1 protein-coding gene and 1 rRNA gene are annotated in these 687 nt (G+C 40.6%); one reads left to right on the top strand and one right to left on the bottom strand.

What is annotated here, in order from left to right; all coding sequences use genetic code 11:
• The first annotated feature begins 117 nt into the window (after positions 1-117).
• A complete protein-coding gene (locus tag FFO06_RS21295; RefSeq protein ID WP_162501223.1) occupies positions 118-282 on the top strand; it encodes a hypothetical protein in 165 nt (54 codons plus the stop codon).
• Between the two features lie 302 nt (positions 283-584).
• Here the strand turns inward: FFO06_RS21295 and rrf are convergent.
• Positions 585-687: ribosomal RNA gene (rrf, locus tag FFO06_RS20735) — 5S ribosomal RNA — on the bottom strand; the annotation flags it as partial.

Below are 687 nucleotides of genomic sequence, written 5' to 3' on the forward strand. Positions count from 1 at the left end.
CACCACCCCCCTTTTAATGATATGTATTCTCATTAAGCTTATTTCTCTTTAATTGATCGTTAGTTATTATGTACTACTATCTCTGCTTTTTTGATCTGTGACAGTTCAGGGTGCGGAATGTGGGATACACCTCATTGGGGACAGCGATTTAAAAAAATTTCCGAAGTGCCTGAAGGAAATTATAGCTGGGCAAGTCCAGAACCTTCCATAGGGTTATCTGCTATGGAAACTCAGATAGCCACTTTTCGGGATTGGAAATTAATTCAATTAGGTAACAATTAAAATAAAGTCGGGGAGGAGATTTGGTTTCTCAGGAAGTTTGTATATAAGAATAAATTGCTGGTAAGTACCTGGGCACTGTTGCACATTTGGGAAAACAATAGAAATCTCTGTATCTCTTGTCTGTCACCTTTCCTGAATATGAAATTTATTTTGCACGACTACTTATATTCCGAGAATCATTAATTCCCCGATGATGTGTCCCTTGCTATGCTGCTTATTCAGCAACCTTTTTAACTTCTTTGTCGCCCAAAACAAAACCCCCACTAAATAAATAGAGGGGGTGATGTGGTTGTAAAAAATAAACCTGGCATCGAGCTATTTTGACATGGGGCTACCCCCAAACTATCGTCGCCGCAGCAGCGTTTCACCTCTGAGTTCGGGAAGGGATCAGTGTGGTTCCACCGC

Source organism: Dolichospermum planctonicum (genome assembly GCF_005402965.1).
Taxonomy (GTDB): Bacteria; Cyanobacteriota; Cyanobacteriia; order Cyanobacteriales; family Nostocaceae; genus Dolichospermum; species Dolichospermum planctonicum.